The 12,983-nt window shown below is 71.4% G+C and carries 13 protein-coding genes; 5 read left to right on the forward strand and 8 right to left on the reverse strand.

Annotated elements, in window-relative coordinates:
• Positions 1–17: 17 nt before the first annotated feature.
• Positions 18–893, reverse strand: a complete 876-nt coding sequence (locus ACIGWZ_RS15260; protein ID WP_400064591.1) for a LysR family transcriptional regulator — start codon at positions 891–893, stop codon at positions 18–20.
• A gap of 131 nt (positions 894–1,024) precedes the next feature.
• Between ACIGWZ_RS15260 and ACIGWZ_RS15265 the strand changes: the two genes are divergently transcribed.
• The 3 genes from ACIGWZ_RS15265 to ACIGWZ_RS15275 all read left to right on the forward strand — a co-directional run bounded on the left by ACIGWZ_RS15265 (position 1,025) and on the right by ACIGWZ_RS15275 (position 4,908).
• Positions 1,025–2,065 carry an aldo/keto reductase gene (locus tag ACIGWZ_RS15265; protein WP_400064593.1) on the forward strand — a complete coding sequence of 347 codons (1,041 nt, stop codon included), beginning with the start codon at positions 1,025–1,027 and terminating at the stop codon, positions 2,063–2,065.
• Between the two features lie 315 nt (positions 2,066–2,380).
• Positions 2,381–3,856 (forward strand): cytochrome ubiquinol oxidase subunit I, encoded by a 1,476-nt coding sequence (locus tag ACIGWZ_RS15270; RefSeq protein WP_400064595.1) that lies wholly within the window; start codon positions 2,381–2,383, stop codon positions 3,854–3,856.
• On the forward strand, positions 3,853–4,908 hold the full coding sequence (locus tag ACIGWZ_RS15275) for a cytochrome d ubiquinol oxidase subunit II (RefSeq protein ID WP_400064597.1): 1,056 nt from the start codon (positions 3,853–3,855) through the stop codon (positions 4,906–4,908). The genes ACIGWZ_RS15270 and ACIGWZ_RS15275 overlap by 4 nt, the downstream gene beginning before the upstream one ends.
• A gap of 91 nt (positions 4,909–4,999) precedes the next feature.
• Here the strand turns inward: ACIGWZ_RS15275 and ACIGWZ_RS15280 are convergent, their stop codons facing one another.
• The 3 genes from ACIGWZ_RS15280 to ACIGWZ_RS15290 are packed head-to-tail and all read right to left on the reverse strand — an operon-like array spanning position 5,000 to position 8,475.
• Positions 5,000–6,031: an NAD(P)-dependent alcohol dehydrogenase gene (locus ACIGWZ_RS15280; protein WP_400064599.1), complete on the reverse strand. Its 1,032-nt coding sequence runs from the start codon at positions 6,029–6,031 to the stop codon at positions 5,000–5,002.
• A gap of 39 nt (positions 6,032–6,070) precedes the next feature.
• Positions 6,071–7,471, reverse strand: coding sequence for an MFS transporter (locus tag ACIGWZ_RS15285; RefSeq protein ID WP_400064601.1), 1,401 nt, complete (start codon positions 7,469–7,471; stop codon positions 6,071–6,073).
• Complete coding sequence (locus ACIGWZ_RS15290; protein WP_400064603.1) at positions 7,468–8,475, reverse strand: zinc-dependent alcohol dehydrogenase family protein; 1,008 nt, start codon at positions 8,473–8,475, stop codon at positions 7,468–7,470. The genes ACIGWZ_RS15285 and ACIGWZ_RS15290 overlap by 4 nt, the downstream gene beginning before the upstream one ends.
• A 156-nt stretch (positions 8,476–8,631) precedes the next feature.
• Here ACIGWZ_RS15290 and ACIGWZ_RS15295 point away from each other — a divergent pair, with 156 nt between their 5' ends.
• Together ACIGWZ_RS15295 and ACIGWZ_RS15300 are read left to right on the forward strand one after the other, a co-directional pair.
• Positions 8,632–9,642, forward strand: coding sequence for a LacI family DNA-binding transcriptional regulator (locus tag ACIGWZ_RS15295; RefSeq protein ID WP_400064604.1), 1,011 nt, complete (start codon positions 8,632–8,634; stop codon positions 9,640–9,642).
• A gap of 67 nt (positions 9,643–9,709) precedes the next feature.
• A complete protein-coding gene (locus ACIGWZ_RS15300; protein ID WP_400064606.1) occupies positions 9,710–10,681 on the forward strand; it encodes a carbohydrate kinase in 972 nt (323 codons plus the stop codon).
• Here the strand turns inward: ACIGWZ_RS15300 and ACIGWZ_RS15305 are convergent.
• The 4 genes from ACIGWZ_RS15305 to ACIGWZ_RS15320 form a co-directional block, all read right to left on the reverse strand.
• Positions 10,662–11,438: a thioesterase II family protein gene (locus ACIGWZ_RS15305; RefSeq protein WP_400064608.1), complete on the reverse strand. Its 777-nt coding sequence runs from the start codon at positions 11,436–11,438 to the stop codon at positions 10,662–10,664. The two genes, ACIGWZ_RS15300 and ACIGWZ_RS15305, sit on opposite strands and share 20 nt — an antisense overlap.
• A gap of 100 nt (positions 11,439–11,538) precedes the next feature.
• Positions 11,539–11,715, reverse strand: a complete 177-nt coding sequence (locus tag ACIGWZ_RS15310; protein WP_400064609.1) for a hypothetical protein — start codon at positions 11,713–11,715, stop codon at positions 11,539–11,541.
• Positions 11,716–11,939: 224 nt separating this feature from the next.
• Positions 11,940–12,755: a cytochrome P450 gene (locus tag ACIGWZ_RS15315; RefSeq protein WP_400064611.1), complete on the reverse strand. Its 816-nt coding sequence runs from the start codon at positions 12,753–12,755 to the stop codon at positions 11,940–11,942.
• Between the two features lie 11 nt (positions 12,756–12,766).
• Entirely contained in the window at positions 12,767–12,982 is a 216-nt protein-coding gene (locus ACIGWZ_RS15320) for an MbtH family protein (RefSeq protein WP_400064613.1), read from the reverse strand.
• Position 12,983 lies beyond the last annotated feature (1 nt).

The raw sequence follows: 12,983 nt of genomic DNA on the forward strand, positions 1-12,983 counted from the left end.
CGGGCCCCGCACGCGGGTCAGCGGTCCAGATAGGAGAGCAGTTCCTGGGCGGCCGGGCCCGGCCGGTCGCCCGCCGGCAGGGCCACGGACACCTCCCAGGTCGGTTCCTCCGCGCCCGTCAGCGGCAGCGCGCACAGGGTTCTCGCCTCGGGCTTGCGGGCGAGGGGCCGGGGGACGACGGCGATGCCCAGCCCGTGGCGTACGAGGTCGATCAGCGTGTGGACGTCGTAGACCTCCAGGGCGACATGCCGGTCCGTGCCGCCGGCGGCGAAGGCCCGGTCGGTGAGACGGCGGGCGCCCCAGTCGGGGTGGAAGTCGACGAACGTCTCGCCCGGCAGCTCCGCCCACTCCGCCTGCTCGCCGCCCGCGAGGCGGTGGTCGGGGTGGCAGAGCAGGACCATGGGCTCGCTTCGGACGGGCAGCAGACGCACCCCGTCGGGCGCCGGGCCGGGCAGCGACACGAAGGCCAGGTCCAGGCGCCCATGGGCGATATCGTCCACCAGCACGACCGAGCCGGCCTGACGCAGGCGCACCTCGACGTCCGGGTGCTGCGCCCGGAACCGTGCGAGCAGCGCGGCGACGTCAACGGTCACGCACTGCTCGATACCGACCGAGAGGCTGCCGCGCAGCAGCCCTTGGACGGCCGCCACGGCTTCCTTGGCGGCCCGTGCGCCCGCGAGCGTACGGGTTGCCTCCTGGAGCAACGCCCGCCCCGCGCTGGTGAGTTCGACGCTCCGGGTGGTGCGGACGAAGAGCGGGGCGCCCAACTCCCGTTCCAGGGCCCGCACCGACGCGGAGAGCCCCGACTGGGAGACCAGCATCCGCTGCGCCGCCCTGGTGAAGTGACGCTCCTCCGCGACGGCGACGAAGTATTCGAGCTGGCGCAGTTCCATGATTAAGAAGCATAGCTGCTGAATCCGTCCGCTTTCTTCTATTGGACGGATGACGGTCGTCCGCGACAGCCTGAGAGCCCCGCGGGCCGGTCGGCTTGCGGGATCCCGCTGCGCAGTGCTGACAAGGAGAGATGACGGTGGAGTACCGCACGCTGGGCCGGAGTGGATGCAGCGTCTCGACGCTCGCGCTCGGCACCATGACCTTCGGCAACGAGACCGATGAGGAGGGCGCGCACGCACAGCTCGACCGGTTCGTCGAGGCGGGCGGCACCTTCATCGACACCGCCGATGTGTACAGCGCGGGTGCGTCCGAGGAGATCGTCGGGCGGTGGCTGGCGAACGCCTCGGCCGAGGTGCGCGACCAGGTCGTCATCGCGTCCAAGGGCCGTTTCCCGATGGGCGGGGGCCCCAACGACGTCGGCCTGTCGCGCCGGCACCTCGACCGTGCGCTGGACGCCTCGTTGCGCAGGCTCGGCGTCGAGACGATCGACCTCTACCAGGTGCACTCCTGGGACCCGCTCACGCCCATCGAGGAGACCCTGGGCTTCCTCGACGACGCCGTGCGCCGAGGCAAGATCCATTACGTCGGGCTGTCCAACTTCACCGGCTGGCAGATCCAGAAGACCGTGGACGTCGCCGACTTCCGCGGGCTGGCCCGGCCGGTGACGCTCCAGCCGCAGTACAGCCTGCTGTCCCGCGAGATCGAGTGGGAGATCACCCCGGCCTGCGCCTCCGAGGGACTCGGGCTGCTGCCGTGGAGCCCGCTCGGCGGCGGCTGGCTGACCGGCAAGTACCGGCGCGACGAGCGGCCGACCGGGGCGACCCGGCTCGGCGAGGACCCCGAGCGCGGCGTCGAGGCGTACGACCGGCGCGGGCGCATCGAGCGCACCTGGGCCGTGGTCGACGAGGTGCGGACGCTGGCCGAGGAGCGCGGCGTCTCGATGGCCCGGATCGCCCTGTCCTGGGTGGCCGACCGGCCCGGCGTGACCTCGGTGATCCTTGGCGCGCGCACGACCGAGCAGCTGGCGGACAATCTCGCCGCGGCCGGGCTGCACCTGTCCGAGGAGGAGCGGGCCCGGCTGGACGACGTCAGTGATCCCGGTGCGGCGGACTACCCGTACGGCGGCCCCGGCCGGGACCAGCGCAGCCGCAGGATCACGGGCGGTCGCTGATCCGCGCGGTGCACGGCGGAAGGCGTCCGGCGGCCGGGGATCATCCCGGCCGCCGACGTCCGACGACGGCGCGCCGCCGGACATCCGGCTGGGCCGACCGGGCGAAGAACATCGGCCCAACGGCGCAACGGGAGGCCGCGTGCATGCTGCGCCGCGTCCGCCGGTGATTCTCTGACGAGCCGGGCGCGGCCGACGCCGAGGCCCGCAGCACCGGGCCCGGCACGAGGAGGCGGGCCGTCGTGAACTCCACCGCCGGCGCGGCACGAGGCGCGATCTGAACGTCCCGAGCAGCAAAGGCATGGAGGCACGCACACCATGGTCCCCCTGCTGGCGGACGCCCCGGCCCAACTCCTCCCGGCCCGGGAGCTGATGGCATTCACCCTTGCCACCCACATCGTTCTGGTGCCGTTCGGGGTGGCGCTGCCGCTGATCACCCTGGTGATGCACCACCGCGGCCTGCGACGGAACGACGCCGTGGCCCTGCTCCTCGCCAGACGCTGGTCGGCGGTCATGGCGGTCCAGTTCGCGGTCGGGGTCGTCACCGGCACCGTGCTGTCCTTCGAGTTCGGACTGCTCTGGCCGGGACTGATGGGCAAGTGGGGCGGGGTCTTCGGCATCGGATTCGGCGTCGAGGCATGGGCGTTCTTCCTCGAAGCGGTCCTCATCGCCATCTACCTCTACGGCTGGCGACGGCTGAAACCCCGCACCCACTTCCTGCTCGGCCTGCCGCTGCCGGCCGCCGCCCTGCTCGGCGCGTTCGGGATCCTGGCGGCCAACTCGTGGATGAACACGCCCCAGGGGTTCCGGCTCGACGCGGGCGGCAGCCCCACGGACGTCCACATCCGGTCGGCGATCTTCACCCCGATGCTCGGGCCGCAGTACTGGCATTTCGTCGTGGCGATGCTGATCACCGCGGGCTACACGGTGGCCGGCGTCTACGCCGTCGGCTGGCTGCGCGGCCGCCGCGACCGCTACCACCGGCTCGGCTTCACCACCCCCTTCACCCTCGCCGCGGTGTTCACCCCGGTGCAGTTCCTGCTGGGGGACTCGATCGCCCGGTCGGTCTTCCACAAGCAGCCGGTGAAGTTCGCCGCGACGGAACTCGTCTGGCGGACCGACACCCACGTACCCGAGTACATCTTCGGCCGTCTGCACCCGGACGGCAGCGTCACCGGCGGCATCAGGATCCCCCAATTCGACTCCGTCCTCGCCGGGTTCACCCCGGGGACCGAGGTCACCGGACTGACCTCCGTCCCGGCGGACGACCGGCCGACCGCCGCGCAGGCCACGATCGCCCACTGGGCCTTCGACCTCATGGTCGTGATCGGCTCCCTGCTGGCGCTGCTCGCGCTCTGGTACGGCTGGTGCCGGCTGCGGAGGCGCCGGCTGCCCGCCTCGCCGTGGTTCTTCCGCGCCGCGGCGTGCGCGGGCGTCGGCTCCGTCGTCGCCGTCGAATGCGGGTGGATCACGGCCGAAGTGGGGCGGCAGCCCTGGATCGTCTACCAGCACATGCGGGTCTCCGAAGCGGTGACGGCCACCCGCTCCACCAGCCTCTGGATCATGCTGGGCCTGGTGATCGTGGTCTATGCGTTCATCTTCGGATCGCTGCTCGCCGTGCTGCTCAAGATGCGTACGGGCTGGCGGCTCGCCGACGCACGCCGGGCGGCGGGGGAACCTCGTGAGGGACCGGAGACCGGCACCCCCTACGGGCCCCGCGCCCGGGTTCCGGCCGGCGACCCGCCGCCGTCCGGTACCACCGGGACCGGGACGGGCGAGGAGAGCCGGTCGTGATCGCCGATGTCATCGCCGTGGTCCTGCTGCTCGCCGTGACGGCCTACGCCTGCGCCGGAGGCACCGACTACGGAGCCGGGTTCTGGGACCTGACGGCCGGTGGCACGGAGCGCGGTGCGCGTCCCCGATGGCTGATCGACCACGCCATGGCACCCGTATGGGAGGTCAACAACGTCTGGCTGGTCTTCGTCCTCGTCATCATGTGGACGGGCTTTCCCACCCTGTTCCAGACCGTGTTCACCGCCATGTGGCTGCCGCTGGCGCTGGCCGCCGTCGGTCTGGTGCTGCGCGGCGCCGGCTTCGCCCTGCGCAAGCCCCTCCGCCGGATCGCCGGGCGACGCCTCTACGGTGCCGTCTTCGCCTTCTCCTCGCTGCTCACCCCGTTCTTCCTCGGGGCGGCCGTCGGCGGGGTCGCCTCGGGCCGGGCGGTACCGGGTACCGAGGCCTCGGCCCATGCCTGGTCCAACCCGACCTCCCTCCTCTTCGGACTGATCGCCATCGTGATGACGGCGTTCCTCGGCGCCGTGTTCCTCGCCGCCGACGCCGTCCGCTTCGACGCCCCCGACCTGGTCGGCTACTTCCGGCGGCGAGCTCTGGCCGGTGTCGTCGCCCTCGCCGTGCTGGCGGCGGTCATGCTGACCGTCACCCGGAGCGACGCGCCACACGTCTGGCACGGACTCACCCATGGCGCCGGACTCGGCCTCGTGATCCTGGCCGGGGTCTGTTCCGTCGCCACCGCGTGGCTGCTGCTGTGCCGGTCCGCTGCCTGGCCCCGGATCACCGCCGTCGGCATGGTCGCGGCGGCCGTCCTCGCCTGGGGAGCCGCCCAACGCCCCTATCTCATCCCGACGTCCCTGACCGTGGCCGAGGGCGCCGGATCCGCCGGCAGCCTGCGGTGGCTCGGCCTGGTCACCCTCGTGGCCGTGGTGCTCATCTGCCCGGCGGTGGCGTTCCTGTACTGGCTGGACACCCACGGCGAACTCGAACCGCTCTCCGACGCCGACCTGCGCGGCACCGAACCGGCCGACGACAACCCGACCGGTCACGACTGACCGCGCGCACCACCGACCACCGAGCACCACCGAGCACCGAGAAACCACCGAGCACCGGCCCGCACGACCCCCGGCGGCCCCTCCCCTGCCGCTACTTCTGGGGGTAGACGACGCTCTTGACCGCGGTGCGGTCGCGGGCACCGGCGGTGAGGGCCTGCTCGGCGTCGGCGAGGCCGTAGCCGTGGGTGACCAGGGGGTCGAGCCGGACGCGGCCGGAGGCGGCCAGGGCGATGGCGGTGGGCCAGGTGTTGGCGTAGCGGAAGGTGCCGGTGACCTCCAGCTCGTAGTTCTGGACCTTGGCGAGCGGCAGCGGTACCTCGTCCCCGCCCATGCCGACCAGGACGACGCGGCCCGCCCGGGCCATGGTCCGGATCGCCTCATTGACAACGGCCGGGACGCCGCTGCACTCGAGGAGGACGTTCGGGGCGTGGCCGAGGTCCGCCAGTGGGGTACGGGAGACGTCGACGGCCGTGGCGCCGAGCTCCCGTGCGAGTTCCAGGCGGTGCGGGACGATGTCGGTGACCAGCACCTCGGAGGCGCCGAAGGCCAGGGCCGTCTGGGCGGCGACCAGGCCGATGGGGCCCGCGCCGGTGATCAGGACCCGGTCGCCCGGTACGACGCGGGCCTTGCGGCAGGACCACACGCCTACGGAGAGGGGTTCGAGCAGCGCGGCGGCCTCGTCGCTGAGCGTGTCGGGCACCGCGTGGGCGAACTCCTCGTGCACCGCCGCGTATTCGCAGAAGACCCCGTCCACCGGCGGGGTGGCGTAGAAGACCATGTCGGGACAGAGGTTGTAGCGGCCAAGGCGGCACTCGGAGCACGTACCGCAGGGGGTGCCGGGCTCGATGGAGACCCGCTGGCCGACCCGGTGGCGGGTGGCGCCGGGCCCGCAGGCGACCACGGTGCCGGACGGCTCGTGACCGAGAATCATCGGTTCGTCGACGACGAAGTCCCCGATGCGGCCGTGCCGGTAGTAGTGCACGTCGGAGCCGCATGTGCCGACCGCGTCGATGCGGACCAGGACCTGGCGCCCGCCGGGGGCCGGCACCGGACGCTCCTCGATCACAAGCCGCTCGGGGCCGTGCAGGACGGCGGCACGCATGGTGGTGGGAATCCGGGTCATGAGGGGTTCGGCCTTTCGGGCGGTGGCGGCGGGGCGGGTTCAGGCGGACGGTTGCACGGCGGCGGGCCGGCCGGCGGCGGGCCGCGCCTTGGCTGCTGCGTCGTCCTTCGGTATCCCGTCCCCGGGGGAGGTGACGAACATGCAGAGCACCCCGTTGAGCAGGAGCAGCCCGGCATAGATCCACATCAGCCCCTGGAAGCCCCAGGCGCCGTAGGAGAGGGTGCCGATCAGCGGGCCGACGGCGACGCTCAGGCCGGCGCCCAGGGTGTACACGCCCATCACCTGCCCCCGGCGTTCGGGGGCCTGGGCGACCATCATCGCCGGGAGCGGCACGTAGCCCGCCAGGCCGGCTCCGTAGACGGCCACCGCGAGGGCGGCGACCAGGAAGTTGTAGCCGGCCGCCGCGGGCAGGTAGTAGCAGACCAGGCACCCGACGGCGCCGAGCACGCCGCCGAAGAGCGCGCAGGTCTTGCGGCCGCTCCAGTTGTCGCCGAGCACGCCGAAGACGAGGAGGGCACCCAGGTTCGTGACCATCATGATCACGAGCAGGGTGTTCCATTCGCCGTCGCTGAAGCCGAGGTCCCGTACGAAGAACGGCATGAAGACCCACATGCCGAACGAGGGCGTGGTGTTGATCAGCCGGATGATCAGGCTGATGCCGAGCTTCGGCTTCTCGAAGAGGATCTTGAAGGTGCCCGCGAGTTCCGAGCGGGAGTCGCGGCCGGGCGCCAGGCCCGTGAAGCCCGTTCGCTCGCGCACCAGGAGCAGGACGATGACGGAGCCCGCCGTGATCACGGCCAGCGAGAGCCACAGCGTGGAGTAGAAACCGATCACCGGCATGGCCGCGGCGAACAGGAACGAGCCGATGATGGGGTAGCCCGAGCTGTAGAAGAACCAGAACCAGCCGACGGCCTTGCTCTGATGGTCCTTGGGCGCCACCGCCATGATCCAGGACAGGAATCCGTACGCGAACATCGGATAGCCGAAGCCGCGGATCCCGTACGTGGTCATGACCAGTGCATAGCTGTGCGCCGGGATGGCCACCGCGAGCATCAGGAGATGGAAGACCACCCATATCCCCGCGCCCATCGCCATCACCCGGCGCGGGCCCCACCGGTCCGACAGCACGCCGGCGCCCAGGAACGAGGCGATCGCGGCGGTGACTCCGTAGACGGTGATGATCGTGCCCGCGCCGGTCTCGTCGAAGCCCAGACCGCTCGCGAAGTACTTCGAGAGATAGCTGGTCTCGATGCCGTCACCGATCATGAAGAACAGCAGGCCGACATAGCCCCAGAAGAGCGGCTTGGGGATGCCGATCCGGTCCAGCGGATGCCGACGGGGCTGTGGATTCGGTCCGTCCGGCGAAGTCCGCGGCGCCTGGGGTGCCGGTGAGGCCTGAGGTGCCTGTGATGGCTGTGATGCCTGCGTGGACCGGCTCATGCCCGTGCCCCTTGCGTCGGCGCGACGTGGATCTTGCGACCGGTGCCGGCCTTGAAGGCGGCCACGGCCTTGTCGAAGCCGTCGAGCGGGAAGACGTCGCTGACCAGCGGGTCGAGGTCGAGGCCCGAGGCGAGCAGGTCGATGGCGGGCTGGAAGCTGTTGTGCACGGCCATCGAGCCGATGATGTCGATCTCGCTGTTGTACACGGCGAACGGCGAGAAGGATGCCTTGCGGGCCGGGTCGCTCACGCCGAACTGCAGGAAGGTGCCGCCCTTGCGGGTCCGGCCGAGTCCGTCCTCGATCGCGGCGATCACACCGGTCGCGTCGATGACGACCTCGAAGCCCTGCGGACGGTCGAAGGCGTCGGCATCCGCCGCCACCGCGTCCGCCCCGAAGGACTTGGCGAAGGTGAGCCGGTCCTCGTTGAGGTCGACGACGGACACGGAGGCCGCGCCCGCGGTCCGTACGAGGGCTGACATCATCAGGCCCATCGTGCCCGCGCCGTAGATCAGGTAGTGCTCGCCGGGCCGGCGCGGCAGCCGGTTCAGACCGTGCACCGCGCAGGAGAGCGGCTCCACCAGGCCCGCGGCCGCGTCGGACAGCGCATCGGGCAGCACGTAGGCGCAGCGCGCGGGCACCGCGACCAGTTCGGCGAAGCCACCTGCCTGGGTGACGCCGACCGCGCGGTAGTCGTCGCAGAGGTTGCCGCGCCCGATACGGCAGTAATGGCAGGCGCCGCACGGCATGTTGGGGTCGACGGCGACGCGGGTCCCGACCCGCGGTCCGGTCACTCCCGGGCCCAGTGCGACGACCCGGCCGGTCAGCTCGTGCCCGGGCACCAACGGGTAGTTCGCCGAGGGGAGTTCGCCGCCGAGGAGGTGCATGTCGGTGCCGCACAGGCCGCACGAGGACACTTCGACGATCACCTCACCCGGCCCCGGTGTGGGGTCGGGCATGTCGGTCACCGTGACCTGACCGGGACCGCTCATTACGACTGCACGCATCGGCTCACTCCCTCGTGGACTGCCGGGACACTAACCACGACGTAAACGGTTGCGCAAGCGTTTACGTCGTATGAACATTGCGATAGGTTCACCCCCGGCACATGCACGGCAGCGGCCGGCACACACGTCGGAGCAGGCACGGGAGGCGCGGCAACGATGGCGACGATGACCGATGTGGCCCGGCGCGCGGGCGTCTCCGTGGCCACCGTCTCGCACGTCCTCAACGGCACCCGCCCGGTGCGGCCCGCCACGCGCGACGCCGTCCGCGCCGCCATCGAGGAGCTGGACTACACGCACAACACCCTGGCCCGCTCCCTCGTGACCTCGCGCACGAAGTCGATCGGGCTGGCGGTCTCCGCGATCAGCAATCCGTACTTCACGGAGATCTTCCAGGGCGTCGAGGCGGGCACCCTCGACAACGGCTACAGCCTGCTGATCGCCGATCCCCACGACACGCCCGAGCATGAGCTCCGGGCGGTGAAGCTGCTGCACGAGCGGCGCGTCGACGGCATGATCATCGCTCCCTCCGCGGAGCCCGGCGCGATGCTCGACCACCTACGGCGCACCGGAGCACCCGCCGTCTTCCTGGACCGCCTTGTCAGCGACGCGTACGACCATCCGTACGACCAGGTCAGCGCGGAGAACGAGACATCCATGGCACAACTCGTCGGCCATCTCGCAGAGTTGGGCCACACCCGGATCGCCCTGATCGCGGGCCTGTCCGGGCTCAGCACCACCACCGAGCGGATCGCCGGCTACCGCAGGGGCCTCGAACAGGCGGGGCTGCCCTTCGTTCCCGCGCTCGTCGTCGGCGGCAGCTCCCACGCCGAGGGCGCCGAGCAGGCCACCCGGCGCCTGTTGGACCTCGACGGGCGGCCCACCGCCCTGGTCACCGCGAACAACGCGATGACCATCGGCGCCCTCCAGGCGCTGCGCACCGCGCGTCTCGCCGTCCCGGACGACATGGCCCTCGCCTGTTTCGACGACTTTTCCTGGGCGGACCTCTTCGAGCCGAGGCTCACTGCGATCGCCCAGCCGAGCCGTGACATCGGCGCGGCCGCCGTGCGGTTGCTGCTCGACCGGCTCGCCGACCCGGACCGTGCCCCACGCACCCTCCGCCTCCCCTGTTCCTTCGTGCACCGCGGCTCCTGCGGCTGCACCACCTGACCCTTCCCTCTCAGAAAAGGCACGGGCACCCGTGCCGTGATGGCCCCGTCCCGAAAGGCCCGGACTCATGATCGTCGTCGCCGGCGAAGCCCTGATCGACCTCGTCCCCGCGGGGCCCGCCGCCGGCGACGAGCTGCCGGCGCTGCTGCCCACACGAGGCGGCGGCCCCTACAACACAGCCATCGCGCTGGGCCGCCTCGGCTCCCCCGCCGCCTTCTGCTCCCGCCTGTCCACGGACCACTTCGGCGCGGCACTGCTGCGCGGCCTGACGGCGGACGGCGTGGACACCTCCCTGGTCCAACGGGGCGCGGAGCCGACCTCACTTGCCGTCGCGCACATCGGCGCCGACGGCTCCGCGGCGTACAGCTTCCACGTCGAGGGCGCCGCGGACCGTCTCTTCCAGCTCCCGGACGCCCTCCCCGAGCCGACCCGGGCGGTCTCCTTCGGCACCTGCTCGCTCGTACTGGAACCCGGAGCCGGCGCCTACGAAACGCTGATGCGCCGCGAGTCCGCGCGCGGCGTCTTCACCGCCCTCGACCCGAACATCAGGGCAGATTTGATCACCGCCCCGAACGCCTACCGGGCCCGCTTCCGCTCCTGGCTCCCGTACGTCTCCCTGCTCAAACTGTCCGAGGAGGACGCGGCCTGGCTCGCGCAGTCGGACGATCTCCTGGCCGCCGCCAGGGAGTGGCTCGCGGCCGGCCCCTACGCGGTGGTACTCACCCGGGGCGGCGCGGGACTGACCGTGCTGACCCGGGACGGCCTGGAACTGTCCGTCCCCGGCCAACGCGTGGAGGTCGTGGACACCATCGGCGCGGGCGACACCGTGAACGCGGCGCTACTGCATCGGCTCGACGCCCACGGCGCACTCACCGCGGCACCCGACGTCGACGCGGAGCAATGGCGCGACATCCTCACCTACGCGACGCAAGCGGCCGCGATCACCTGCGCGCGGCCAGGGGCACAGCCGCCGTACGCAGCGGAACTCCCGGTCAGCGACCCGCCGCACGGCCGGCATGTCACCGCAGACGGTCGCTGAGGTCGGCGAGCAGTTCGCGTTCGCGCGGCACGAGATAGAAGTGGTCGCCCGGGAACGAACGAACGTCGAAGGCGCCGGGGGCGGTCAGCTCCGACCAGGTACGTGCGTCCTCGACGCCGCAGTGGGGGTCGTCGTCGCCGGTGTAGGCCGTGATCGGCGCCCGTACGCGGCGCGGGTGCTGCGGACGGTGGTTCTCGAGGAGCCGGTAGTCGGCTCGCAGTACCGGGAGCAGCAGTTCGCGCAGTTCGGGGATGTCGTAGGCCTCCGCGTCGAGGTTCCCGAGCCGCCGGACTTCGGCGATCAGCGTCTCGTCGTCGCTCTGGTGCAGCGCCGTGTGCTTGGCCCGGTGCGGGGCGGCGCGTGCGGAGACCAGCAGCCGCTGGGGGACGATGCCGCGCTGTTCGAGCCGCAGGGCGACCTCGTAGGCGACGGAGGAACCCATGCTGTGGCCGAAGAACGCCAACGGCCGGTCGAGATAGGGCTCCAGGGCCCCGACGATGGCGTCGGCGAGGGCGTCCATGCGCTCGAAGCAGGGTTCGGTGAAGCGGTCCTGGCGGCCGGGGTAGCGGACCGCGAGCAGTTCGACGTCCTGGGGCAGCAGGGCGCGCCATCCGTGGAAGAACTGGGCGTTGCCGCCGGCGTGGGGGAAGCAGATCAGGCGCAGCCTCGCCTCGTCCGCCGCCCGGTGGACGCGGAACCATGTGCCGGCGGCACTGCCGGCTGGGGTCTGCCCGGCACTCCGGGGGGCCAACGTCATGGTGCGCTCACTCTCTTTCGGCGGCTCTCGATCGGCCGCTCGCCCTCGGACGCTCTCGTGTGGTCGGGCGGCACGAGAGATGCCGCCCGAGGGAAACGCATTACCGGCAACCGCTGACCTGCTTCGAGTTCAGCATGGACAGGAACATGGGGAGCTTCTCCACGGCCTTCTTGGCGATCTGCGTCGTCTGCACCGTGTTACGCAGGCGATCGCTGATGACGAGCGTATAGGTGCCGCCTTCCTCGATGAGCTCGGCGGTGTACAACAGCGTTTCCATGGCGGGAATGTCCCCTCGTCCTTGTGTGATGTCGTGGAATGCGGGTGGCGGGCAGGCCCTATGACGACACGTCGTCCAGCCAGGCGCTCCAGGACGCCGCGGCCTGCTCCTCGTCGATGTCGCCGGCGAAGAGGTGGTGGCCCACCCGGATCGGCCAGTTCCCAGAACTTTGGCCATGTCTGCCTCCGTAACGGGTGAGGTGGGGTGGGGACGGTTGCGTGGGGTCAGTAGGCGAGCGGCAGGGCTCGGAGTCGGCGTTGCAGGGGGTTGGGCCGCCATTCGAGAGCCCGGGTGTCGTCCAGGCGCAGCGTCGGCAGCTTGCGGACGAGCGTGCCGATGGCCGGCTCGGCTTCGAGCCGGGCCGGGGGCGCGCCGAGGCAGAAGTGCGGGCCGTTGCCGAAGCTCAGGTGCCGGTTGCCCCGGCGCATGAGGTCGAGCCGGTCCGGGTCGGTGAACCGGTCGGGGTCCCGGTTGGTGGCGGCGAGTACGAGGTACACCAGGTCGCCGGTGCGCAGGATTTCGCCGCCGACGGGGAGATCGTCCGCGGCGACCCGGATGATCACCTGGGTCGGGGGGTCGTAGCGCACCAGCTCGTCGACGGCCATCTGGATCCGGTCCCGCAGGCCCTCGACGCGCCGCGCGGTGAACGCCTTGTTCACGAGCTTGCGCAGCCGGGCGTGCTCCGGCGGGTCGGTGTTGGTCATGATGCGGCCGAGCCGGCCGATGAGCCTGCTGAGGCCCCGCATACCGCCGTCGCGGGCGCTCAGCGCGCGGGTCATCCGGTCCCGGTCGTTGGACAGCCGGGGATCGCTCAGGGCGGTCTCGACGTCCGCGTACCGGGTGAGGTACCAGATGCCCTGCGGGCTGCGGTACACCGGGCAGGTGCGGCGCATCCGGGCGTAGAGGGGGTACGGGTCGCGGCGGAAGGCCGGCGTCTGCATGGCCGCGGCGATGTCTTCGGGGCGGTCCGCCGGTTCCGCGACGGCGGGGTCCGTCGCGGTGTGGTCGGTGGTGGCTGTGTCGTCTGTGGTGGAGGGCACGGGCTGCCGTTCTACCGCCGGCTGTTCATGGCGTCGATGAGGCTCTGCGGCCGCATGTCGGTCCAGTTCCGCTCGACGTGCTCCACACAGGCGTCGCGGGTGTCCGCCGGATGGGCCACGGTCCAGCCGTCGGGCACCTCGGCGAAGGACGGCCACAGGGAGTGCTGGCCCTCCTCGTTGACGAGCACGAGGTAGGTGCCGTCCGCGTCCTCGAACGGGTTGGTCATG

Source organism: Streptomyces sp. NPDC053427 (assembly GCF_044544985.1).
Classification (GTDB): Bacteria; Actinomycetota; Actinomycetes; order Streptomycetales; family Streptomycetaceae; genus Streptomyces.

What these genes read in the sequence shown, in the direction of transcription:
- ACIGWZ_RS15260 (WP_400064591.1), bottom strand. Translation starts at nt 893, where the DNA reads ATGGAACTGCGCCAGCTCGAATACTTCGTCGCCGTCGCGGAGGAGCGT.
- ACIGWZ_RS15285 (WP_400064601.1), bottom strand. Translation starts at nt 7,471, where the DNA reads ATGAGCCGGTCCACGCAGGCATCACAGCCATCACAGGCACCTCAGGCC.
- ACIGWZ_RS15290 (WP_400064603.1), bottom strand. Translation starts at nt 8,475, where the DNA reads ATGCGTGCAGTCGTAATGAGCGGTCCCGGTCAGGTCACGGTGACCGAC.
- ACIGWZ_RS15305 (WP_400064608.1), bottom strand. Translation starts at nt 11,438, where the DNA reads ATGACGTTGGCCCCCCGGAGTGCCGGGCAGACCCCAGCCGGCAGTGCC.
- ACIGWZ_RS15300 (WP_400064606.1), top strand. Translation starts at nt 9,710, where the DNA reads ATGATCGTCGTCGCCGGCGAAGCCCTGATCGACCTCGTCCCCGCGGGG.
- ACIGWZ_RS15270 (WP_400064595.1), top strand. Translation starts at nt 2,381, where the DNA reads ATGGTCCCCCTGCTGGCGGACGCCCCGGCCCAACTCCTCCCGGCCCGG.
- ACIGWZ_RS15280 (WP_400064599.1), bottom strand. Translation starts at nt 6,031, where the DNA reads ATGACCCGGATTCCCACCACCATGCGTGCCGCCGTCCTGCACGGCCCC.
- ACIGWZ_RS15265 (WP_400064593.1), top strand. Translation starts at nt 1,025, where the DNA reads ATGACGGTGGAGTACCGCACGCTGGGCCGGAGTGGATGCAGCGTCTCG.
- ACIGWZ_RS15320 (WP_400064613.1), bottom strand. Translation starts at nt 12,982, where the DNA reads ATGACCAACCCGTTCGAGGACGCGGACGGCACCTACCTCGTGCTCGTC.
- ACIGWZ_RS15310 (WP_400064609.1), bottom strand. Translation starts at nt 11,715, where the DNA reads ATGGAAACGCTGTTGTACACCGCCGAGCTCATCGAGGAAGGCGGCACC.
- ACIGWZ_RS15295 (WP_400064604.1), top strand. Translation starts at nt 8,632, where the DNA reads ATGGCGACGATGACCGATGTGGCCCGGCGCGCGGGCGTCTCCGTGGCC.